Here is a 22780-nt window from a genome sequence, read left to right on the forward strand (position 1 = left end):
GAATCAACATGTGATTCAGAGACATTCCAACAAGACATATCTGGGTATCACGAATGATTGAGCCCACAAATGTTCTCCAACTGTGGATAAAACAGAGGAAAATGCACGCAAACCATCAGGTGCGGCAAATTTACACTATTACACACAATGAAAATTTGTAGGTGGGCTTTTCAAGGGTAATTTCTGCTGATATAAATTTCGTCACGGAGCAAGCACTACCCGTCAGGTGTCGCAAGCAGTAAAGCTTAGACAGGTAACCCAACTCGCCCCGTGACGACAGTGTCCACCATGTGTCGCAAGCAGTTCGGCGGACAGACTGTAACCATTCTAGCTGTTGACGCAGCATCAAATGGTATCTCTATGTTGCGGCATGTTCGGAATTTTTAAGTTCCAGCATGCCGCACATTGAATCTCTTCTCCAAAACTAAACTAAGCAACGTTTGCATCTAAATGATACAGCGTTTTTGTTCGTTTTCAGAGCACCTGTCAGATCTGAGCTTTTGCCTATAAACCATGAGCCAATGACAGACTGGCAACTGTGATTAATTTGACCAAAGCATCATTACGAAATGACATTTTGTGTAATCAGAAGATAGACAAATAGACAATGGTTGTCAATCTTTAAGGGGAAAAAAATTTACAGAAATCAGGATTTCGTATATTGTTTCTAGTAGAAAAAATAATTTCAATCGCTAAAGCCAATATACTGTGGTGACAGGCGAGATTGCAGTCCAGATTTTGAAAAAAGGGAAGCACATTCGTGTCGCAAGGAATGTGTCGCAAGCAAAATGACGAGCACCAAAGATAAAGTTATTCAGGCCGCGCAAGAGTTGATTTCGCGCTATGGCTACAACCGCACTTCCATGACAGACGTCGCCAAGCAGGCTGGCCTTTCACGACAAACGGTTTATGCGGTCTTTGCCAATAAGGAAGACCTGTTTGCAGAAACTTCCTATCATGTTTTTCATGAGCATCTGAACAAGACGCGGGAAGGAATAACGCATTGCACATCGCTGGGTGACCAGCTGAATATCTATTTTGAAAATATGGTCGTGCGGCCCTTCATCTTTCTGCAAAATCATCCCGAGGCGATAACGCTATGGAACGATGCCGACATGAATAACCATCCGGCTATTGCAAAACTCAAGAATGAGCATCGCCAGTTTCTCGCAGAGCTTTTGGTGCCTTACACCAAATATATTGGTGCTTCGGGACAATGTCCTGCCCATATGGCTGATTTTATTATCATGACATGTCGGGAAATGAAGTGTGGCAAGGCTAGTTCCATTGAGGAATTGCGCCGCCTGCTGGATACGCTATCTGCCTCAATCCTGGCTCTGACATCCCAAGGGGGCGCAGAAGCGGCCTGAAAGGATAAGCAGGAATAGATCCTGAGTTGCACGTTCCAGAAAGTTTTATCGCCGGGCCCAGAGGGGCTCGGCTTTTTTGTAAGCAGAGTTAGCTGGGCGAATCTTTCAGATAAAAAAATCCCGGAAGCAATGGCTCCCGGGATCCAATTCTCAGAAACAGTGTTAACTGTTCTTAGAAGTTACGCTGCAGACGCAGTTTGCCTTCCCAAGTGTCGTAGTCAGCAGTGCTAGCTGCTGCTTCGAAGTCACGGTCGGTATACTGGATACCAGCAACAACCTTCAGGTTTTTAACTGGTTTGTAGCCGAGTTCTGCAGAAGCGGTCCACTGATCGAAGTCTTCAGAAGCGCCCTGGTCGTCATATTCGCCATAACCACCAGCGACAATAGCCCACAGGTTATCAGCAAAAGCATATTTCAAGCTTGCAGATACACCATACAGTTCGTTGAGTTCGAACTCACCGGTAGATGCATCATAGGTAGCGTCAGACATAACGGAAGCATCGTTGATGCCGTTCCAAGCCATTGCACCTTTGGTGTAGAAGCCGTTCAGAGCGAATTCGGAACCAGCGGACAGCATGTCGAGGTTGAAGATGCCACCAGCAGATACGGAATAAGCTACATCGTTATCAAACTGAGCCCAACCATAACGAGCCTGGCTAACAATACCACCAACAGCTACAGAACCCCAAGCCTGGTCAACTTTCAAACGAGCAACCAGAGTAGGCAGGGACTGACCAGCATAGTCAACAGTTGCAAGACCAACAGACTTGTCACCGATCAGGTGTTTGTTGTTAGCGATACCCAGAGTAGCGGTTACGCCGTTACCGAAGGCCATGTTGTAGCCCATCTGAGGAACGTCGGTGTCGCCCAAGTCATAGTCGCCGCCATAAACGTCGCCTACATAGTCAACGATACCTGCGGAGGAGAGGAAGCCAGCGTAGAAGCCGCCCAGAGACAACCATGCTTTAGCAATGGAGATGTCGCCGTCATCTTCGCCTTCGATACGAACGCGAGAAGAAAGAGTACCCAGTTCGGTTTCTTCCTTAGCGTCGAAGTTTACCTGGCCACGTGCCCAGATGTCGAATTTTTCGTCAGCGCGGGATTCAGCTTCGCTGAAACGGGCTTCAGTACGGACATAGCCGCTGATTTTCAGGCAGGTGTCGGTGCCTGGGAGGAAGAAGTAGCCAGCGCCATAAGCGTCGCATACTTTAACATAATCTACAGGCTCTGCTACTGGCAGATCTGCTGCCTGGGCTGCGCCGCCAGCTACCAATGCTGCTGCAGAACCGAGGATGAGGCTCTTGATGTTCATAATTCTGACCCTAGTATTTTTGATAAGCTTGCGACAGGGAGACAATAACCGTTTAATTGTAAATCGCAAACATACTTTAAGAGTCCAAATGTCAATTCAAAAGTGATGTTGCAAAAAAAACACAAACCACCCCGAACAGCGCAGATTTCTGAGCAAAATCTGTGCTGATCATCCTGCGTAACCGGCGACGTCGGTGTGTGAAGAAGAAGATAGCCCCCTTTTTAAAGAGGCTGTGTCGGCAGCTGTTGCATAAAATGCCACCCGCTATGGGAGCCTGCGAAGGCATTGTGGAGGTATGACAGTGCGCTGTTGATTTGGCGCTATTCGCCTGAGGGCCCTCGTGATGTGATGGCCACGAAAAAGGGGCCGATAAAGGCCCCTCCCGTCCGCTTCATGAGTCTGGCAGAAAAAAAGGTTCCGCCACCAATCCTAATGCCCTGCATGACCATGGGTGTGATTATGATCGTGGTCGTGGTTGCAGTCACAAAGTTGCGGCAGATTCTGACCGTTCATCATGAATTCCTTGACCGCTTCCAGCGGATCGGTCTTCTCAGTAATGCTGGCAATCAGACCACGGGCATGCATACGCCGGGCAAAGCCCGCTCCAAAGGAGGCCGATAGAATGACATCGGCGGCATCAAGAGGATGAGGCCCGCTTTTGTCCGCAAATTCATGCATGCTCATGTCTTTGGGTAAATCCAAGCGATCGGTTTCGACCGGCTGCAGGTCGTTGCCCACCGTATAGATAATGAAGCGCCGGGCTTTGCCCGCGTGGTTTGTTACGGTGCGGAAATTTTGAGAGGATACAGCAATTTTCATGTCACGCTCCAAATCGTGAGTCTGGGTCATCTGGCAGGCGAGACGCCATGGCCAGGCTGATAATGAAAAGGCAAGTGCGGCCAGCCCATAGTGGCTGGGCGGCAGGCAAGTGCCCGAGCTGTTCTTGTTCCCCGGTCCGGAAAAAGACACACCAGTTGGGTGTGGTACAACGCTAAACTAGGATTAGGGGCAGTTGGCCCAAGTTGCAAGTGGGCGTCGCGATTTGAGGGCGCGTTATGCGCAGTCTGCTTTGGCAAAAGATGGCTTCGCCGGATCCTCTGGCATCAGCTACGGGAGCCTTCCGCTGTATTGGGCTCCTCGGCAAAAGTCAGGTGCGTCAGTTCTTCTGCATAGTCTTGCAGAGCGGCCTCTGCCTTGGGCGTAATCTGATAGATCCCCAGCGAAACCCGCTCGAACCAGCCATAATGGTCATCAGACAGAATACGGCGGGCCGTCTCCACGCCGGTTATGCGCGCCACGATCGCGGCTTTGGTCGGTCCGTTTTCCGTCAGATATTTAAGGCATTTGAGCGCATCCTGTCGGTAGGCTGTCACCAACGCCTTCTTGCGTGCTGAGCCGCCAGCATTCGGATCGCCCACTCTGCGAGCGAATTCGCGCAAAAGGCGCGCCTTGCGCGGCTTCATCTGCCGCGGGTTATAGGGGGCTGGATCCAGATGGGGCGTCACGAAACCATCCTTCAGCCGGACCGTGATCAAACCAAGCCCAAGACGGCGACAAAGTGCGATATTATTCTTGAGGGATTTCTGGAATTGTCGGCTGCCGCTATGGGGCACAGCAATATAGACCGCGTCTGTAACGCCCTGTCGGCTGATGGCCTGGTGGAACAGCGTAAGGGAAAAGCCGAGTTTCAACTCGACAATCAACGGATCATCCTCACCGCGGTTGGCCACGATATCAGCCGCGCCCACTTCCCCTTTTACCTCATAGCCCTGCTGTTGCAGATAGAGTTTGACGGGGGCATACAGGTCGGTTTCGCGTATGGCGGCAGGGGCCATGAATTCTATCCTTCACGATGAGGCTCGCTCGAATCAGGGGCTTGATTGTCCCGAAGCTAGCGGATTCGCAAAGGGAAGGAAAAATGAAAAAGGAAGGGCCACTCTCTTGTGTCGTCTTGAACCTTGGGGGGGACTGAAGAGAGTGGCCCCGGGACGGGGCTGGCACCAGATCCTTAGCCGTCCTTATAATAGTAGCTGTAGCCGTTGAGCGCCGGTGCGCCGCCCAGATGGGCATACAGAACCTTGGAGCCTTCAGGGAAGAAGCCTTTCTTGGTCAGGTCGATCATGCCCTGCATACTTTTGCCCTCATACACCGGGTCGGTCATCATGGCCTCTGTGCGGGCCGCAAGACGGATCGCCTCGTTGGTCTCCTCAGAAGGAACCCCATAGGCTGGATAAGCATAGTCAGGGTTGATGACGATTTCATCGTCACGCACGGTGCGGCCAAGGCCAACGAGCTCTGCGGTGTTGTCCACGATGGAGCGCACCTGAGCTCGGGTCTGGTCAACGGTGGCCGAAGCGTCAATGCCAATCACCCGGTCTGCACGATCCTGCGCCGCGAAGCCGACAATCATGCCGCCCTGGGTGGAGCCGGTCACGACACAAACGACGATATAGTCGAATTTGAAGCCCAGCTCTTCTTCCTGCTGTGCCACTTCCTCGGCGAAGCCGATGTAGCCCAGAGCACCATATTTATGCACCGATGCGCCAGCCGGAATGGCATAGGGCACGCCGCCTGAATCCTTGACGGACTGGATGGCATTTTCCCAGCTCTGGCGAATGCCGATATCAAAGCCATCCTCAACCAAACGGCTGTCAGCGCCCATCAGGCGGGTCATCAGGATGTTGCCAACGCGATCATAAACCGCATCATAATGGGGAACCCATTTTTCCTGCACCACGACGCATTTCATGCCGATCTTGGCTGCCGCCGCCGCGACCATGCGGGTATGGTTGGATTGCACACCGCCGATGGACACCAGCGTGTCGGCGCCAGAAGCGATGGCATCGGGAATAATATATTCCAGCTTGCGCAGCTTGTTGCCGCCCATGGCAAGACCGGAGTTGCAGTCTTCGCGCTTGGCGTAAATCTCGACCTTGCCGCCGAGCGCTTCGGACAGGCGGGGAAGTTTTTCAATCGGCGTCGGGCCGAAAGTCAGGGGGTAGCGTTCAAATTGTTCGAGCACGGGTCTGCCTCTTTGGATCTGGTGACTGTTTGTTATGAGTCCAGAGTAGCGAAAAAGAGACGAAAGGTGCTTCGAAATATATCTGAATATTTATGGATGTTAGCTAATGACTGCGCTAGATAAGAGAGATTATAAAGATAATCTTGTAATCAATGAAAGATTCTTTCATATGGAAAAATCAGAACTGGACCGTATAGACAGGAACATATTGCGGCATTTGCAGAAAAACGGACGCCTTTCCAATGCGGAGCTTGCCGAAAAGGTCAATGTCAGCCCGGCAACCTGTCACAGACGCACGCAGCGCCTGTTTGAAGAGGGCTATATTCTGGGGGTGCACGCCCAGATCAACCCGAAACCGGTTGGGCTTGGTGCATTGGTTATGGTGGGGGTGGTGCTGGATCACTCCACACCGGAAAGCTTCAAGGCCTTTGAAGACGCAATTGCATCCATGCCCGTGGTGCTTGATTGCAATCTGGTGGCAGGGGATTTTGATTATCTGATCACCGTGCGCGTGCGCGACATGAGCGACTTCAACACATTGCACGGTGAGCAACTGATCGCGCTGCCCGGTGTAAGGCAGACACGGACCTTCTTTGTCATGAAGGAAGTCAAGAACAACGAGCCGCTGCCTTTTTGAAGGAAGCGGCCCATCTGTTCAGCACCGTAACGGTCTCAAGAGCCCCAAGGGCCGGTTGGGTGCTGTGGTGTCAAGATTTGATCAGCTGGCCAGAAACGGTACCGGAATGCCGAAGGTGTCTGCCAGCAGCACGAAGTTGAGCACTAACACCGCCGTAGCACCGACTGCTGCGAGCGTGCGCATGACTTTCCCGGTAGCATAAGCCCCCATGATATCGCGACGAGAGGTGAAAATGATCAGGGCGATCATCGGCACTGGCAGAGAGATGCTCAGAATCACCTGGCTGACCACGAGTGCCTGCGTGGCATTAACCCCCATGGCGACCACTGCAAAGGCCGGAATCATCGTGATTAGGCGTCTCAGCCAGACAGGAATTCTGAAATGCAGAAAGCCCTGCATGATCATCTGTCCGGCCATGGTGCCAACCACCGAGCTGGAAATGCCCGATGCAATGAGGGACACCAGAAAGGCGCCAGCTGCAAACACACCAAGCAATGGGGTGAGCGTGTGATAAGCGGTTTCGATCTCTGCGACCTCGTTATGCCCATTGTGAAAGGCGCTAGCGGCCATCATGACCATCGCCATATTGACCATACCGGCGACTGCCAGAGCGATAACCACTTCCCAGTTGGAATATTTCACCACCCGTTTGCGTTCACTTTCGGTGCGGATAACAGCGCGAGACTGGGTAAGGCCCGAATGCAGATAGATGGCGTGAGGCATAACGGTTGCCCCAATGATGCCCACGGCAATGGTCAAGGCTGCGGCATCGGCCAGTTCCGGGGTGACAAGACCCGTTGCGGTATCGCCCCAAGCGATGGGGGCAACAAAGATCTCTGCCAAATAGCAAAGCCCGATGACGCCGACCATTGCGCCGATGATCAGTTCCATGGGGCGGAAGCCCTTGCCCTCGAACAGCAGGATGCCATAGGTGACAATGGCGGTGACGCCCATGCCTGCCATCAAAGGCATATCAAACAGAAGCGCCAGACCAATCGCGCCACCAAGAAACTCGGCCAGATCAGTCGCCATGGCAGCGATTTCGCTGACGGCCCACATGATCCAGACAACAGGCGAGGAGAAATTATCGCGGCAAAGCTCTGCCAGATTCTTACCTGTTACGATGCCAAGCCGGGCGGAGAGGGCCTGAAACAGCATGGCGATCAGATTGGCGAGAAGCACGACCCATAGCAATCCATAGCCATAACCGGCTCCGGCTTGAATGTTCGTGGCATAGTTACCCGGGTCCATATAAGCGACAGAGGCTATGATCGCGGGTCCGGCAAACAGCAGCTTGCCGCTCCACCCTCGTCTTTCTCCTGATAGAACTGCGCTCATTTTAAGGCGCGTTTGGTCTGTTGCGAACATGGTCTGGTCTCTTTTACGGGCTTCGTATATAATTTAATCCTCTATCTCTTAAGTTTAGCCTTGGCTAAATAAATTTCAAGATGTAGCCTAGGCTATATTTTAAATAATGAACAAGAAATCCATGTTAGGATGTGCGCCTTATTTGCCAATTGCAAATTACCTGCGCATTCTTTACCCAAGGCACCAAGAGAGTCCCGGTCTTCGGGATCGGTCGAAAGCCAACGCAAGCAAAGAAGAAGACAATGCCAGAGAATCCAAGTCGCCCATCCAAACAAAGCCTGCGTTTTGTGCGCGCGCGTGAGGCTCAGGCCTGTGCGGTTATGGAAGACTATGTGGAGATGATCGGCGATTTGATTGCGGAGTTGGGCGAAGCGCGCACGGCAGACATTGCTGAGCGCATGGGCGTTGCGCACCCCACAGCAACCAAGGCCATTGCGCGGCTCAAGCGCGAAGGGCTTGCTGTTTCAAGACCCTATCGCGGTGTATTTCTGACCGAAGAGGGCGAAGCCATGGCCCACCGTGTGCGCGCCCGGCATCGTTCCGTGGTCGAGCTGTTGGTTGCCGTGGGGGTTCCCAGAGAGACCGCCGAAATTGACGCCGAGGGCATCGAACATCACGTTTCCCAGCAGACGCTCGCTGCTTTCGATAAATATCTGGCGGGCAAAGAATAGGGCGCTCGCCGAAGCTGCGCCCTTTTTCGCTATCAGGCCCAAGACGTGCCGACGCTACCCATAGTTGGGGCTGTGGCATAAGGCGCATGGATCAGCGGATCTGCTCAGTGGCGCGTCGCCAAGCCCAAAGGGCACCTAGGCGAGAAGATCGTCAAGCGTTTTGATAATCAGGTCCGAGCCAGCCTCTGTGAGCGCTTTGCCGTGCATGGCGCGCAACTCGTCATCGTTCAGATGGCTGCCGCCGACCAGACCGACAATGCGCCCAACGCCAGCGGCCTTGGCGCCAACGGTGCCTGCAATGCCATCTTCAACAACCATGCAGTCTTTCGGGTCTACATTGAGCGCCTTGGCTGCATGTAGGAAGATATCCGGTGCGGGCTTGCCATTGGGCACCATTTCGGTGCTGAAGCTCCGGCCTTCAAAACGCTTTTCCTGGCCAATCTTGGAAAGGGCCAGCTGTAGTCGGTCCGGGCTGCTGCCCGACGCGATACAATAGGGGATCCCGTCTGCATCCAGCTTGTCTAGCAGGGCCTCAGCGCCGCTGATCATCGTCAATCCCTGTTCCATGCGAGCCATAACGCGATTGTGCCACCCCTCAGGGAAGACACCTGCAGGATCGCGTCCGGTCTTTTCATGCATGAAGGTGGTGATGTCGCGGGGCGCAGTGCCAAGGAAGCCCTTGACCAATGCACTCCATTCCATCTCGATGCCATGTTCTTCAAAACTGTTTTTCAGTTCGCCAAGGGAGATTGGTTCACTGTCGACAAGCACGCCATCAAAATCAAAGATAACGGCCTTGGTGCCGGAGAGGGGGTGAGAATTCAAATGAGAGTCCTGTTCGATAATGAAGCCTGCCCAAAAGAGACTTCAGGTAGGTGGGGTGGGGCGAAGCTGATGCAATATGCGCCAGCTAAGGGGTTTTAAACTCGTCTGTTGTTGGCTCCAACTTCTGCATCATCGGAGCCTGAGGCTGCTCAATGGCCTGAATGGCAGCCTTGGCCAGAAAATCTCCCGCTTCGGTAAGATCCTGATAGACGGACAGAACCTCGCCACGGATGAATTTCAGATAAGGGCTGGCTTCCTTGGCAAACACGTCAATATCGACACCGATGGTCCTGCCGCTTTGCTCGATGGCTGCAAGGGAGAGCACAGCCGTGGCCGTGGAAGGGGCGATAATGGCGTCGACGCTTTTATCGCTGTCCAGCCGGGTCCGCAGCGCTTGCAGCAGATTTTCGCTCGTGTCGTGGCTCGTTGCGTCTTTGAGCACCTCCAGCGTGAAGGGCTGCGTCTGGTTGGCCCGCTCCAACCCTTTGATCAAATGCTGGCTGTAGCTAAGATCATCTGGCGGGCAGACCACCAGAAAATGGCTGCGGCCCTTTGCTGCAAGGCGCTGAGCGGCCATTTCCCCAAAGGCTTCGGTGTCAAAATCGAAATAACGATGTTTCTCTTGCCAGTCGGTGCGCCCATAGGCAGCAAAGGGAAAATTGCGCTCCATGAGATAGGCGACGCGTTCATCCTCCGGTTTGGTCTGGTTGAGAATGATCGCGTCTGCGGCGCGGGTTTCTACCACATGCTTGACGACATTCAACCTGTCTTCAGGCGAGGAGAAAGTGACAATATTCATATGATAGACCGTGCCGGTCAGGCTGTGGGCGATCGCCGATATCAGGCGTCCGGTATGATCGTCTATGACATCGTGATCGGCTGAGAGCACCAACGAGATGACATTGGTTCTGCCCGTAACAAGACCAAGCCCGGAGCGGTTGCGCACATAACCGATCTCCCGGGCAATCTTCTTGACCTTTTCCTTGGTGTCCGCCCCGATCTCCGGGCCATCATTGAGCGCCCTTGACACGGTGGTCACGGCAAAGCCGCTCAATTCGGAAATGGTCTTCAAAGTGGGTCTTTTATGGGGCATGCGCAACACCTTGGTTCTGGGCGTTGTTATACAGCCAATTTTTGCTGATTAGCAACAACAACAGCTGCATCACCACGTCCTTTAGGACGACAGGATCTCGCAATAGAGTTCCGGATCGACATTGGCTCCGGAAATGACAATCGCGAGGGCTCCATCGTGATCGGGAATCTTGCCTGCAAGAGCTGCCGCAAGCCCGGCTGAACCACCCGGCTCCGCCACAAGTTTGAGCTTCTCGAAGGCGAAGCGAACTGCTGCCCGCACTTCATCATCACTGACCGCCAATCCTCCTGCGAGCTTCTGCTTGTTGATCGGAAGGGTCATCGTGCCCGGATAGGGCGATTGCAATGCATCGCAAATGGAACGGGCTTTAGGATCATTGCCTGCTGGCGTGTCGCTTGCGAGCGACCGGCCCGTGCTGTCAAAACCTTCCGGTTCTGCGGAATAGACCCTTGCTTCTGGGCATTTTTCCTTGATGGCCGTTGCAGTGCCCGAAATCAGGCCGCCGCCGCCGCAAGGCGCAATAACAGCGCCGATGGTGGCGCCCACCTCTTCCGCCTGCTGGGCAATTTCCAGCCCAACCGTGCCCTGTCCTGCAATGATGAAGGGGTCATCATAAGAAGGCACCAGAATAGCGCCTCGTTCCTTGACGAGCGCCATGGCGATCTCTTCGCGGGATTCGGTGTAGCGATCATAAAAGATGATGTCGGCGCCAAGGGCGCGGGTATTGTTGACCTTGATCTTGGGTGCGTCGCTGGGCATGACGATAGTGGCAGGAATGCCATTCATGCTGGCTGCAGCCGCGATGCCCTGCGCATGGTTGCCTGAAGACCAAGCGACCACACCGGCTGACTTTGCAGACGGGTCGATGGTCGAGATCCGGTTGAAAGCACCACGGAACTTGAACGAACCGGTATGCTGAGCCCCTTCAAACTTGATCAACACCCGTTTGCCAAGCCTTTCATTGAGTGGGGCAAATTCGAGCAAGGGAGTGCGCACGGCGTGGCCTTCAAGGCGTTTGGCGGCGCTCAGAATATCATCAAATGAAATGGCTAAATTGTCTGACATCAGGGAAATCTCTGGATAGGAAGAACGAAGAAAGGAAAGGGAAGGCAAAGAGACAAGGCGTTTCAGCTATCTCTTCGCAAGATATTGCGGCCGTTATGGGACGGTACGACGAAATATGCTTGAGGCGCTTACGATGCCTCATCCTCGCTTGGTCCAGACGGAGGTGGATCTTTTGGGGGCTCATATTCGAGCAGCAGGTGGTAAACGCAAATTACCCCGACAACACCAAAGATTGCAGCCCAAGTGGTGCTGGCCATAAGAAATTCAAACAGCCCCCAACCCAGAGTCACGCCGCAAATCAGCAGTCGAACCCAGAGCGGCTTGAGCATGGGATGTGAAGTGTCGAACAAACTTGCCTCCATCGCAAAATGCGCCCGTTGCGCGTCAGTCTATCTTCTCTAGCGCTTTTTGTCTCCGATGACCAGACACCATCGCACCGTTGGCCATGGCGACGCTCAGCCGACCACGGCCCCGACGACGAAAGCAACGATGGCGCAGGCTCCGCCAACCAGAACCGTCTCTCCCACGCAGCGCAGTATCTTCTCGCGAGTAGACCACCAGCGCAGCAGACCAAGCCCGACGAGCGCCATGAAGGTTGTGAAAACCGAAAGGAAAAAGGCGCTCTGGGTAGGGGGCATCAGAAGATAGGGCACCAGCGGAATGATGCCGAAAGCGACAAAGGATAAAAAGGTCACCAACCCGTCCAGAGCCGGCGACACCTGACGCATGTCATGCATCTCCAGCTCGTAATTCATCATCAGATCAGCGACCAGCTCCGGGCTCTTCATGATTTCGTCTGCAATCTTTTTCGCCGACTCCAGGGGTAGCCCGCGCTCGGTCATCATCTGCACCAGTTCTGCATATTCTTGCTGAGGATGATGCTCCAACTCTTCAAAAACGAATTTGCGCTGTTTGTGATAGAGATCCTTTTGGGATCGGGTGGAGAGAAATTCTCCCAACCCCATGGACACCGCATCGGCAAACAGGTTGGCAAGCCCGAACACCAGAACCGCGATGGCGCCGATCTGGGCCACGCCCTCGGCTTGTGCGCCAGCAAATCCGGCCACAATGGCAAAGGTGGTCACGATACCATCATTGCCGCCATAGACGAGTTGTTTGAGAAAGTCCTGAACCTCTCCCAGGTTGTGGACTTCTCGTCTGTGGTGATCCCAGTCGATCGTCATGGGTATGCTCTCCCCCGCATCGTCATGAATAGAAGACCTTTGTTCTGCATAGCATAATTCGCTCAAGCACGCTTTGGCCTTCTGGAGGGCAGGGGGAAAACTTGCCTAGGAGGCGCGAATTTTTCTGGCCCTCTCAACAGGTTTTTATTATGAACATAATAATCAACTTTACAAAGATGAATTTTTAATTCAAGTTTCGAGCCTTGAGAAGGAGAGAAGGCGCGCTGAAACGATCGGTATAAAAATGATCGATTGGCGGTCTTTACGAGCTCCAATGAGCCCGGCGTTTTGGTGCTGGCTCATCTGGAACCCATTGGGACACGAAAGAATTGGGGAAACAATCCGATGAAAACTAATCGATTGCTTGGATATTCTGTTGCCTGCCTGCTCGGTCTTGGCGCAGCCGCAACCGCCGCAGAGCCGGTAAGCAAAGAAGCCGTCCTGGAAACCTATGCCAATATCGCTGAAGCCAAATATGCCGACAGCCTGATTGCAGCCCAGAAGCTGCAAAGCGCTGTTGATGCCCTGATCGCCAATCCATCGGCCGATAGCTTGACGGCAGCGCGCGCCGCATGGCTTGCTTCCCGCGTGCCTTATCAGCAGACCGAAGTCTATCGCTTTGGCAACGCTATCGTTGATGACTGGGAAGGCAAGGTCAATGCCTGGCCACTGGATGAAGGCCTGATCGACTATGTCGACGCCTCCTATGGTGGCCCGACCGACGAAAACGAATATGCGGCGCTGAATGTCATCGCCAATCCGTCCTTTACCCTTTCGGGCAAAGAGATCGATGCCAGCGCCATCACGCCGGAGCTGCTGGCCGAGACCCTGCATGAAGCAGACGGCATCGAAGCCAACGTAGCCACCGGCTACCACGCCATCGAGTTTCTGCTTTGGGGGCAAGATCTGCACGGCACCGAGCATGGCGCCGGTGAACGCGCCTGGACAGATTATGCCAAGGGCGATGCCTGCACCAACGACAATTGCGATCGTCGTGCAGCCTACCTCAAGGCCGCAACCGATCTGTTGGTCTCCGACCTCGACTGGATGGCCAAGCAGTGGCAAATGGGCGGCGAAGCCCGCGCCACGCTCATGTCTGACGAAAATGCTGGCATCGTGACGATTGTCACCGGTATGGGCTCCCTTTCCTATGGGGAACAGGCCGGTGAACGTATGCGCCTTGGCTTGATGCTGAATGATCCGGAAGAAGAGCATGATTGCTTTTCCGACAACACCCATAACAGCCACTATTATGATGGTCTTGGCATCCGCAATGCCTATGTCGGCGAATATGTGCGCGTCGATGGCTCCCGTGTTTCCGGCCCGTCCCTGTCCGATCTGGTTGCAGCATCCGACAAGGCTCTTGATGATGAGCTGACCGGCAAACTCAACACCACCATGATCAAACTGGGTGCCATCAAGTCAGCCGCTGAAGCGGGCTTCAGCTACGACCAGATGCTGGCCCGTGGCAACGAAGGCGGCGAAGCCCTCGTCATGGGCGGTGTCAACGCGCTGGTTGATCAGACCAAATCCATTGAACGCGTTGTTTCCTCCCTCAAGCTCAACGATATCGAGTTTGAAGGGTCCGACAGCCTCGATAATCCGAATGCGGTTTTCCAATAAGCCCCTTTGAATGAAGACAAGGAGCGCGGCCTTTCCAGGCTGCGCTTTTTGCGTATCCGCTCCCTTGCAAGAAATGACGCGCATGCTCCGTCTCGGCCTTAAAACTTTGCCCTTGTTTGTCGCACTGCCTGCTGTTGCCGGTCCGCTGGACGAGCCACATCTATCCATCATTCCGCGGACTGCCTCGGAAGTGGAGCGCATTGCACGTGTAACGGCACCGCCGCAGGGCTTTGATGCTCCCCAGCGCTTTGAGGCTCTCTCGGCAGGGGCCGCGACTGTCCGGGTGCGCAAGGATGCCGATGCTTTTTCCGAGCCATCGGCGAGCATGAGCTTTGAAAGCGAGCTGGAGTTTGAGCTGGGCAAGGCGATGTTTGAAAAACTCTGGGTGTCGTCTCCCTCGTCAACCAAGGCCTCGGACGGCCTCGGCCCGCTTTACAATGCCCGCTCCTGTATGCGCTGCCACATCAATGATGGGCGTGGGCATCCCCCTGAAAGTCATGACGACAGCGCGGTCTCCATGTTCCTGCGCGTCGCGGTGCCCGATGAGGCCGACCCAATGGTCGAGCGCATTGAGGGCTACCACGGCACCATGCCCGACCCGACCTATGGCGGGCAGCTTCAGGATTTTGCTCTGGCCGGATATCCTGCAGAATATCGTCTGCAGATTGACTATCAAGAGATGAGCATACCCCTTGCTGGCGGGGATAAGGCCAGTTTACGCAAGCCAACTTACAAGGCTGCCGATCTAGCCTATGGGCCACTGCATCCCGATGCCACGCTCAGCCCCCGCATAGCGCCGCAGATGATTGGCCTTGGGTTGCTCGAAGCTATTCCGGCAGCGGATATTCTTGCCAAGGCCGACCCGGAAGACACTGATGGCGATGGGATTTCCGGCAAGCCCAATATTGTCTGGTCAGAGCGTTACCAGATGCCCATGCTGGGGCGCTTCGGCCTCAAGGCCGGTCGCCCGACGGTTGAGGAGCAATCAGCAGCAGCTTTCTTCCGCGATATAGGCATCTCCAATCCGCTCTTCCCTGATGCGTGGGGTGATTGCTCCTTGAACCAGAGCGACTGCCGCTCGGCGCCTCATGGCGACAAGGATGTGCGCGGGACGGAACTGGATGAGACTGGGCTTGATCTCGTCACCTTCTATAGTCGTCATCTCGGCGTTCCTGCGCGGCGCGATGTGGAGGACAAGGCGGTTTTGCGCGGCAAAAAGCTGTTTCATGAGGTCGGCTGCGCCAGCTGTCATACCCCGTCCTACGTGACCCATCGTCTCAAGGAAGAACCGGAATTGGGCTTCCAGCTGATATGGCCTTATACTGATCTTCTGTTGCATGATATGGGCGAAGGGCTCGCAGATGGCCAGCCCGAAGCCCGTGCTAACGGGCAGGAATGGCGCACGCCACCCCTCTGGGGCATTGGCCTCACCGAGCAGGTCTCCGGCCATCGCTTTTTCCTGCATGATGGCCGTGCCCGCTCTCATCTGGAAGCCGTGCTCTGGCATGGCGGAGAAGCCGAGCCTCAGAGAGACGCCGTTATCGCCATGCAGCCGGACGACCGCGCAGCCTTGATTTCATTTCTGGAAAGTTTGTAACCATGTGGAAATATTGCCTTATTCTTTACAGCTTGCTTCTCGCCCCGGCCTATGCGCAAGAGGTCGATATGCCAAAGCTCGTCACCAACGTGGTGAACGAGCATATTCTGCCCGGTTACGAACGTCTTGCGACCAGATCGGCTGCTCTCTCCAAAGCGGTCGAGACCAGTTGCCCGGATAATCTGGATGCGGTGAAGCTGGCTTATAATGAGGCTTTTGATGCCTGGATGGGTGTCAGTCATTTGCGCTTTGGGCCTTCTGAAGATAATAACCGCGCCTTTGCGCTGGCCTTCTGGCCCGACACAAGGGGCTTTACGCCCAAGACCCTTGCGAGCCTGCTCACAGACAATGATCCTGCTATTCATGATGCGGAAAAATTCACGACGGTATCCATTGCCGCGCGGGGCTTCTACCCGATGGAATTCCTGCTCTATGATACCCAGTTTACCGAAGAGCCTGCTCCTCAGCGCTGCGATCTGATGGCGGTCATGGCAAAGGATATCGCGAATAATTCTGCGGCCATCTTGAGGGATTGGCAGGCTGGCTACGGCGAGATGATGATCAAGGCTGACAATGATATCTACCGTGCGCCCGAAGAAGCGGTACGTCAGCTCTATACAGCGCTTACGACCGGCTTGCAGTTCACCGCTCAAACGCGCCTTGGTCGCCCGATGGGCAGCTTTGAAAAGCCACGCCCCAACCGCGCCGAAGCCCGACGCTCCGAGCGCTCACAGCGCCATGTTCTGCTCTCGCTTCAGGCAAACCGTCAGTTGGCCTCGCTTCTGTCGGAAAATGATGAGGATATCGATAGGGGCTTCGAGCGCGCGATCCGTATTGTTGAAGATTTGGACGACCCTGCCTTTGCTGGCGTCGGATCAATACAAGGGCGCATTCGCGTGGAGGCGTTGCAGGGCGCTATCACGCTCACCAATGATCTCGTGGCAGAGTATCTGGGGCCGAAACTGGGAATCTCTGCTGGCTTTAACGCACTGGATGGAGACTGATATGCCCGATCGTCGCTCATTTATCACTGGCCTGTTCGCTCTTGGCCTGTGCCCGTCTGTCACCTGGGCCGACGCAGGCAGTCCGGCTTTCTTGTCTGCCGCCCGAAAGCCCGATGGATCATATGCCCTGTTCGGCATTTCAGAGCAGGGGCGTACCATTTTCGAAATTGCCCTCCCCGGGCGCGGTCATGCCGCCGCCGCTCATCCCAGGCGGCCAGAAGCAGTGGCTTTCGCCCGCCGTCCGGGCAACTTCGCCATGGCGCTTGATTGCCGAAATGGTGAAACCAAGGCCGTGCTCCATTGCCCGAAGGGACGTCATTTTCAGGGGCACGGAGCTTTCTCGGAAGATGGCAGCCTGCTCTATACGGCCGAGAATGATTATGATCATGCGCGGGGCGTCATCGGCATCTGGAATGCTGATCAGGGCTACAAGCGCGTGGGCGAATTCGCTTCCCATGGCGTCGGCCCGCATGATTTAAAGCTGATGCCCGACAAGAAGCATCTGGTGATCGCCAATGGCGGCATCGAAACCCACCCCGATAGCGGGCGCGAGAAGCTCAATATTCCCACCATGAAACCCAATCTTGCCTATGTCACGCTTGATGGAGCTCTGGTGGAGATGGTGGAGTTGCCGCAGGCAATGCACAAAAGCTCGATCCGTCATCTCAGCCTTGGAGCCGATGGCACCGTGGCCTTTGCCATGCAGTGGCAGGGCGACATCAACAATGCGCCGGCCATGCTGGGCCTGCACAAGCGCGGCGAAGAAGCCCGCCTGCTTGAAGCGCCAGACAATGAGCAGCGCGTGCTGCAGGGCTATGTGGGCAGCGTCGCTCTGGATATGGAGCAGAAGCTGCTGGCCGCCTCGTCCCCGCGTGGCGGTGTGGTGCATCAGTTTGATACCGACACCGGCGAATTCTTGGGTGCGATTCATGAAGAGGATGTTTGCGGTCTAGCCATTCGCGATCACAAACTCGTCCGCACCAGCGGCATGGGCATCGTCTGTCTCTCTGAAGATATGGCGGGCACCCAGATGGACAAGATGCGCGTCACCCATCGCTATCAATGGGACAATCATCTAATCCCCATTGGCTAGACGAGGAGAGCAAGGCACATAAAAAGGCGACCGGATCTGGTCGCCTTTTTTGTTTCAGTCTGAGGGGCCGCGTCAAATGCGCTATGCACGCTCGCTTAGCACCAGCTGCTTGTCCATGCGCTCAAGGGCTGCACTGTTGTGCGTGATAAGCAAGATGGTGCGGTCTGTTTCATCGTCCAGAATCCGGTTGAGAATTTCCCGCTCCATCTGCGGATCAAGCCCTTCACCCGGTTCATCCAGAACCAGAATAGGCGCTGGGGAAAGCAGGGCACGGGCTATGGAAAGCCGTCGGATCTGTCCGCCGGAAAGCGTGCCGCCTGCTTCGCCGACAAAGCTATCAAGCCCCTCTTCCTGCGCGGCCACATAATCGGATAGCTGTACCTGATCGAGCACCTTATTGAGCATGGTGTCGCTCGCGTCCGGATTGGCCACCAGCAGGTTGCCCTTGAGGGTGGAGTTGAACAGATGCGGCTTTTGCGGCGCCACGGCAAAATGCGCTCGCAGGCTTTCGGCACTGAAGCGGCTATATGGCTGCCCGTCGATGAGAATTTCTCCGCCGGAGAGTGGCCAGAAGCCAACCAGTGCGTTGATGATGCTCGACTTGCCAATGCCTGAAGGGCCGACGATGGCAACCCGTTCACCCGGCGCAACTGAAAGGCTGAGCTGGTCAAAAGCACTTGGGGCGCCTTCTTCATAGGCAAGGCTTACGGCCTTGAGTTCCAGTGAAGGAGTTGCCGTCGGCTTGATGTCGATGGCCTCTTCGCTCCATGCGGAAATCCCTTTGGGCTCCTGATCCGTCAGGCCAAACAGGCGCTTGGCTGCAACCTGCGTTTCGATGAAAGCGCGGATGGCAACGGGCAGGGGCACGATGACCTCGAAGCTCGCCATGGCAAACAGCATCAGCATCGGCAGGATCGGGCCTTCAAAGCTGCCGTCGCTGACTTTGGGAATGATGAACCAGAGAGCCGCGAACATGGCAAGGCTGGCCGCAAGGGTCAGCGCGCTTTGCGACGCAGCCTGAAGCTTGGCAAGCCGCAACTGGCTGGTGCATAGGCCGCTCGATTGCGCTTCAACCGTCTGGCGGTAATCATCATCGCGGCCATAGACCAGCATTTCGCGCAGGGCCTGTTGCCCTTCCACCAGCGTGGACCGCATCTGCGCGGATTTCAGCACCTGATCGCTGGCAGCCTTGCGCCCGAAATGGTGAATGAGCCATGGGGTCAGGATGCCGCCGAGGAAATAGAGCACGATCAGCGAAAGGGCCAAGCCAGCGGAGAAATAGCCGGCAAAGAAGCAGAAAATGGGAACCGCAATGAGAGCAACCAGCGAAGGCACCAGAACGCGCAGATAGAAATTCTCCAGCGTGGTGATATCCGCCCCGATCCGCGAGAAGACATCGCCGCTTTTCATGCCCTGCAATCCGGCGGGAGCCAGTGGCTCCATACGGTCATAAAACCAGCGCCGCATCTCAGCCACCAGTCGGAGGGTTGCCTCATGGGTAACCAGTCGCTCGGCATAGCGCCCGACCGTGCGGGTGATCGCCATGGCGCGGATGATGGCCGCCGGAGTGAAATAATTCATGGTCACGCCAGCCAATCCGGCCAGAGCCATGGCGGCAATGAACCAGCCGGAAATGGACATCAGGATCACATTGGCCAGCGCCGTGATCAGCGAGAGGAAAACCCCAAGGATAATCCAGCCGGTCCAGGGACGCATCAGCCCGAGCAATTTTTTGAACTCAGCCATGCTGCACCTCCGTGGATTTGCTCTCGAAGCTGGAACGCACCAGCCCCGCATAGGCGCCATCTTTCTCTATCAACGCGTTGTGGGGGCCCATTTCGGCGATTTTGCCCTGCTCCAAGACGAGAATGACATCTGCCTGCTCGATCGTGTGCAAGCGGTGGGCGATGGTTATCGTCGTTGCGCTTTGCTCCAGAGCGTGAAGCGCATTCTGGATTCTGGCTTCATTCTCGCGGTCAAGATGCGCCGAGGGCTCATCAAGCAGCACCAGCGGTGCGTTGCGCAAGAGGGCCCGTGCAATGGCGATTCTTTGAATTTGCCCGCCGGAAAGCCCTGCGCCTTTTTCGTTGAGCTGATGGTTATAGCCATCGCTCAGCCCCGTGATGAAGTCATGAGCCTGTGCCAATTTGGCCGCGGCCTCAACGGCTTCTATCCCCGCATCTGGCTGTCCATAACGGATGGCATCCAGAATGCTGCCTGAGAAGAGCGTCGGCTTTTGTGGCACATAGGCCAACTGCGCACGCCACTCCGCGATCGGAAGGGTGGAAAGATCAAGGCCATTGACCAATATCTGGCCTTCACTCGGTTGGGCGAGCCCCAGAATCAGATCGATGATCGTGCTCTTGCCAGCGCCGGACGGGCCAACAAGGGCAAGGCTTTGGCCTGCAGCAAGCGTAAATGAAACATCCTCAAGCGCACGAGATCCATCGGGATAGACAAAACCAACAGAACGGAATTCAAGCGAAATTCCCTGCTTGAGATCTGGCAGTGCATCAAGGGAGCCCTCTTTCTTTTCCGAGCCATCGTCCATTTCCATGACGGAGACCATCGTTTCGGCTGCCCCGACTGCTTCCATGCGGGCATGATAATGGGTGCCCATGTTGCGCAGAGGCAAATAGAAATCCGGTGCCAGCAGCAGAACATAAAAGCCGTCAAAGAAGGTCATGTTGCCATAAAGCAGCCGAAAGCCGATGAACACGGCGATAATGGCGATCGAAACGGTCGCAAAAAATTCCAGAACCAGCGAGGAGAGAAAGGCCACACGCAACACACTCATCGTGGTGCGGCGATAGCTCTCGGCCATGCGTGATACGGTTTCCGCTTCCCTGCGCGAGGCATTGAAAAGCTTGAGCGTCGTCAGACCCTGAATCATGTCAAGGAAGTGGGCGGAAAGCCGCGCCAACTTGCGCCATTGCTTCTGGTTGAGCCGCTCGGTTCCCTTGCCGATGAGGATCATGAAAACAGGAATGAGCGGCGCGGTAACCACCATCACCACCGCCGACAGCCAGTCCCGTGTGAGGGTTACCGCCAGAATGGCGAAAGGCAGCAGCACCGTCATCACCATCGCGGGCATATAGCGGGCAAAGTAGCCTTCCAGCGCTTCGATGCCTTCGGTCAATGTGGTGACCTGATCTCCAACAGCATTTTCGCTGCCGCGCTCAAGGATAGGGCCCTTGGCGATGAGGCGCGTAAGCAGATCCTTGCGCAATGTATGCTTGAGATCAATGGCGGCTTTGAGAGCCAGACGCTCGGAAAAATAGGAAAGAACCGCCCTGAGAACAAACAGGATAAGCAGTGGAGGCAAAAGAAACAGCAGATCTGTGAGCGTTGCCTGATGGGTTAGGACTGAATCGACACAGAAGGCAATCACTCCCATTTGCACGATCAAAACGATGCCGGCAGCAAAGGAAAGGACAATGGAAAGATTGAGAGGCCGCCGGGCTCTGCGCGACTGGGCTTTGAGAAAGGCTGAAATGTGTTTCGTGGACATTGAGGTCCCTGATTGTTCGGCCTTTATTGGCCCACATACGACATGACCGGGCGGACCCGGTCATGAAAAGGTTTATAATGGTTGAAAGGTGCTAATCAAGTATCCTTTTCGCCATAGTTATCTTGGGCTTCATACCACATCACATTGATCACGCCGACGGAAAGGGCGGCAGTCAATCCAAGGATCCATGCAAAATACCACATTATTAGATTTCCTTTCCGGTTATCAGTAAGCCGAATGGCTGCGTGCTTCGATTTCGTCCATCGTGACCCGACCCCACATGCGCCAGTAGCACCAGAGGGTGTACATCAGCACGATCGGCACGAAGATAACTGCCGTCCAGAACATGACCGTCAGGGTCAGGTGGCTGGAGGTCGCATCCCAAACCGTCAGTGAGGAGCGCGGATCAGTGGTGGATGGCATGATGAACGGGAACATGGACAGCCCCGCAGTGGAGATGATGCCAGTCATGCCCAGCGCGCTGAACAGGAAGGCAAAGCCACCTTTGCCAGCCTTGCTCATCAGAGCCATCAGAAGCGGGCAGAGAATGCCAAGGGCCGGAGCTAGAATGGCAATCGGATAATTGCTGTAGATATTGAACAGCGCACCGGCTTCGCGAGCCACTTCCTTGGCAAGCGGGTTCGGCATGGCATCATAGGCTGGCTGGCTGACGATAACGAACCAGTTGAAGTTGCCTGCCCAGATCCACAGACCGGCAAGAGCAAACAGCACAGCCGTTGCAACACCGGCATAGAAGCCATATTGACGTGCCCGCGTAGCGACCACTTCATCGGCCCGCATTTGCAACCATGTGCTGCCGTGTCCGGTGAGCATGGCAACCGAGACCAGCCCGGCCAGAATGGCGAACGGGTTGAGCAACGGCAACAGGGCCCACAGGAATTTGGCGTCATAGGTCACACGCAGGAACTCGTCCAGATGGAACGGAACACCCTGCAGCAGGTTGCCGAAAGCAACACCGAAGATCAGGGACGGGATGAAGCCACCGGCAAACAGTCCCCAATCCCATGCGTAGCGCCAACCCTGATTCTCGATCTTGGAGCGATAGTCAAAGCCGACAGGGCGGAAGAACAGGGCAAACAGCACCAGCAACATGGCTAGATAGAAGCCCGAGAATGCAGCTGCATAAACAGCAGGCCACGCCGCGAAGATGGCGCCACCGGCGGTGATGAACCACACCTGGTTGCCGTCCCAGTGCGGGCCGACAGTGTTGATGATGATGCGGCGTTCCGGGTCATTTTTGCCGAGGAATGGCAACAAGGTGCCAACCCCCATATCCATGCCATCAGTGATGGCGAAGCCGATAAGCAGCACGCCTACGAGCGCCCACCAGGCAAATTTCAGGATTTCATAATCGATAATCATCGCTTTTTCCTATCAGTGGGTC

21 protein-coding genes are annotated in these 22780 nt (G+C 55.2%); 7 read left to right on the forward strand and 14 right to left on the reverse strand.

What is annotated here, in order from left to right:
* Window positions 1-788: 788 nt before the first annotated feature.
* Window positions 789-1370 (forward strand): TetR/AcrR family transcriptional regulator, encoded by a 582-nt coding sequence (locus tag BM258_RS04145; protein WP_090069262.1) that lies wholly within the window; start codon window positions 789-791, stop codon window positions 1368-1370.
* A gap of 172 nt (window positions 1371-1542) precedes the next feature.
* On the opposite strand, the gene BM258_RS04150 is transcribed toward BM258_RS04145, so the two are convergent.
* The 4 genes from BM258_RS04150 to BM258_RS04165 form a co-directional block, all read right to left on the reverse strand.
* Window positions 1543-2682 carry a porin gene (locus tag BM258_RS04150; RefSeq protein ID WP_090069265.1) on the reverse strand — a complete coding sequence of 380 codons (1140 nt, stop codon included), beginning with the start codon at window positions 2680-2682 and terminating at the stop codon, window positions 1543-1545.
* Window positions 2683-3111: 429 nt separating this feature from the next.
* Window positions 3112-3501, reverse strand: coding sequence for a NifB/NifX family molybdenum-iron cluster-binding protein (locus BM258_RS04155; protein ID WP_090069267.1), 390 nt, complete (start codon window positions 3499-3501; stop codon window positions 3112-3114).
* 284 nt (window positions 3502-3785) lie between these two features.
* Window positions 3786-4517 (reverse strand): DUF2161 domain-containing phosphodiesterase, encoded by a 732-nt coding sequence (locus BM258_RS04160; RefSeq protein ID WP_090069270.1) that lies wholly within the window; start codon window positions 4515-4517, stop codon window positions 3786-3788.
* 173 nt (window positions 4518-4690) lie between these two features.
* Window positions 4691-5704 (reverse strand): 1-aminocyclopropane-1-carboxylate deaminase, encoded by a 1014-nt coding sequence (locus BM258_RS04165; protein WP_090069273.1) that lies wholly within the window; start codon window positions 5702-5704, stop codon window positions 4691-4693.
* Window positions 5705-5873: 169 nt separating this feature from the next.
* Between BM258_RS04165 and BM258_RS04170 the strand changes: the two genes are divergently transcribed.
* Entirely contained in the window at window positions 5874-6341 is a 468-nt protein-coding gene (locus tag BM258_RS04170; RefSeq protein WP_090069276.1) for an Lrp/AsnC family transcriptional regulator, read from the forward strand.
* Between the two features lie 81 nt (window positions 6342-6422).
* On the opposite strand, the gene BM258_RS04175 is transcribed toward BM258_RS04170, so the two are convergent.
* A complete protein-coding gene (locus BM258_RS04175) occupies window positions 6423-7709 on the reverse strand; it encodes an Nramp family divalent metal transporter (RefSeq protein ID WP_090069278.1) in 1287 nt (428 codons plus the stop codon).
* A gap of 242 nt (window positions 7710-7951) precedes the next feature.
* Between BM258_RS04175 and mntR the strand changes: the two genes are divergently transcribed.
* Window positions 7952-8380: a manganese-binding transcriptional regulator MntR gene (gene mntR, locus BM258_RS04180; protein ID WP_090069280.1), complete on the forward strand. Its 429-nt coding sequence runs from the start codon at window positions 7952-7954 to the stop codon at window positions 8378-8380.
* Window positions 8381-8515: 135 nt separating this feature from the next.
* Here the strand turns inward: mntR and BM258_RS04185 are convergent, their stop codons facing one another.
* The 5 genes from BM258_RS04185 to BM258_RS04205 all read right to left on the reverse strand — a co-directional run bounded on the left by BM258_RS04185 (window position 8516) and on the right by BM258_RS04205 (window position 12547).
* The gene (locus BM258_RS04185; RefSeq protein WP_175527910.1) at window positions 8516-9205 is read right to left on the reverse strand and encodes an HAD family hydrolase; all 690 of its coding nucleotides are present in this window, start codon (window positions 9203-9205) and stop codon (window positions 8516-8518) included.
* A gap of 85 nt (window positions 9206-9290) precedes the next feature.
* Window positions 9291-10298: a LacI family transcriptional regulator gene (locus BM258_RS04190; protein ID WP_139229195.1), complete on the reverse strand. Its 1008-nt coding sequence runs from the start codon at window positions 10296-10298 to the stop codon at window positions 9291-9293.
* Between the two features lie 81 nt (window positions 10299-10379).
* Entirely contained in the window at window positions 10380-11363 is a 984-nt protein-coding gene (locus BM258_RS04195) for a threonine ammonia-lyase (protein ID WP_175527911.1), read from the reverse strand.
* 128 nt (window positions 11364-11491) lie between these two features.
* Window positions 11492-11713, reverse strand: a complete 222-nt coding sequence (locus BM258_RS04200) for a DUF3329 domain-containing protein (protein ID WP_175527912.1) — start codon at window positions 11711-11713, stop codon at window positions 11492-11494.
* A gap of 105 nt (window positions 11714-11818) precedes the next feature.
* On the reverse strand, window positions 11819-12547 hold the full coding sequence (locus BM258_RS04205; protein ID WP_090069288.1) for a VIT1/CCC1 transporter family protein: 729 nt from the start codon (window positions 12545-12547) through the stop codon (window positions 11819-11821).
* A gap of 345 nt (window positions 12548-12892) precedes the next feature.
* On the opposite strand from BM258_RS04205, the gene BM258_RS04210 reads away from it, so the two are divergent.
* From BM258_RS04210 to BM258_RS04225, 4 genes are all read left to right on the forward strand, one after another.
* Window positions 12893-14170, forward strand: a complete 1278-nt coding sequence (locus BM258_RS04210) for an imelysin family protein (RefSeq protein ID WP_090070333.1) — start codon at window positions 12893-12895, stop codon at window positions 14168-14170.
* 82 nt (window positions 14171-14252) lie between these two features.
* On the forward strand, window positions 14253-15767 hold the full coding sequence (locus BM258_RS04215; protein ID WP_090070336.1) for a di-heme oxidoreductase family protein: 1515 nt from the start codon (window positions 14253-14255) through the stop codon (window positions 15765-15767).
* 68 nt (window positions 15768-15835) lie between these two features.
* Complete coding sequence (locus BM258_RS04220) at window positions 15836-16771, forward strand: imelysin family protein (protein ID WP_210186651.1); 936 nt, start codon at window positions 15836-15838, stop codon at window positions 16769-16771.
* A 1-nt stretch (window position 16772) separates the two neighbouring features.
* Entirely contained in the window at window positions 16773-17864 is a 1092-nt protein-coding gene (locus tag BM258_RS04225) for a DUF1513 domain-containing protein (protein ID WP_090069292.1), read from the forward strand.
* Window positions 17865-17945: 81 nt separating this feature from the next.
* Here the strand turns inward: BM258_RS04225 and cydC are convergent, their stop codons facing one another.
* The 4 genes from cydC to cydB form a co-directional block, all read right to left on the reverse strand.
* Window positions 17946-19610, reverse strand: coding sequence for a thiol reductant ABC exporter subunit CydC (cydC, locus tag BM258_RS04230; RefSeq protein WP_175527913.1), 1665 nt, complete (start codon window positions 19608-19610; stop codon window positions 17946-17948).
* Entirely contained in the window at window positions 19603-21375 is a 1773-nt protein-coding gene (gene cydD / locus BM258_RS04235) for a thiol reductant ABC exporter subunit CydD (protein WP_090069296.1), read from the reverse strand. Before cydD ends, cydC begins: the two co-directional genes overlap by 8 nt.
* A gap of 95 nt (window positions 21376-21470) precedes the next feature.
* Entirely contained in the window at window positions 21471-21578 is a 108-nt protein-coding gene (gene cydX / locus BM258_RS04240; RefSeq protein ID WP_090069298.1) for a cytochrome bd-I oxidase subunit CydX, read from the reverse strand.
* 22 nt (window positions 21579-21600) lie between these two features.
* A complete protein-coding gene (cydB, locus tag BM258_RS04245) occupies window positions 21601-22758 on the reverse strand; it encodes a cytochrome d ubiquinol oxidase subunit II (protein ID WP_090069300.1) in 1158 nt (385 codons plus the stop codon).
* Window positions 22759-22780 lie beyond the last annotated feature (22 nt).

Source organism: Cohaesibacter marisflavi (assembly GCF_900115225.1).
Lineage (GTDB): Bacteria > Pseudomonadota > Alphaproteobacteria > Rhizobiales > Cohaesibacteraceae > Cohaesibacter > Cohaesibacter marisflavi.